At 42.7% G+C, this 379-nt stretch carries 2 tRNA genes; both read left to right on the top strand.

The features are described 5' to 3' along the window. Window positions 1-44: 44 nt before the first annotated feature. Window positions 45-121 (top strand) — tRNA-Met (locus tag ACU68U_RS09290). 132 nt (window positions 122-253) lie between these two features. Beyond that, window positions 254-328, top strand: a tRNA-Glu gene (locus tag ACU68U_RS09295). The last annotated feature ends 51 nt before the right edge of the window (window positions 329-379 follow it).

Genomic DNA, 379 nt, shown 5'->3' on the forward strand with positions numbered 1-379 from the left:
GTAAAACACCGTATCGGTTCGATTCCGATCCTCGGCACCAATAACGCGGGATAGAGCAGTTTGGTAGCTCGTCGGGCTCATAACCCGGAGGTCGTAGGTTCAAATCCTGCTCCCGCAACCATACATAAAATATTATGTAAAACCTGAGTAAAAAAATTGAAAAAAAGTGTTGACAAAATGCTTATAAAATGATAAAATAAATAAGTAAGTTGTTAACAAACGAATAAATTTGAATAACAAACTTTAGTAATTAGGCCCTATGGTCAAGCGGTTAAGACATCGCCCTTTCACGGCGGTATCCCGGGTTCGAATCCCGGTAGGGTCACCAGATATATGGGCGATTAGCTCAGCTGGGAGAGCATCTGCCTTACAAGCAGGG

This window comes from Finegoldia sp. P3-F-LR, from assembly GCF_052932165.1.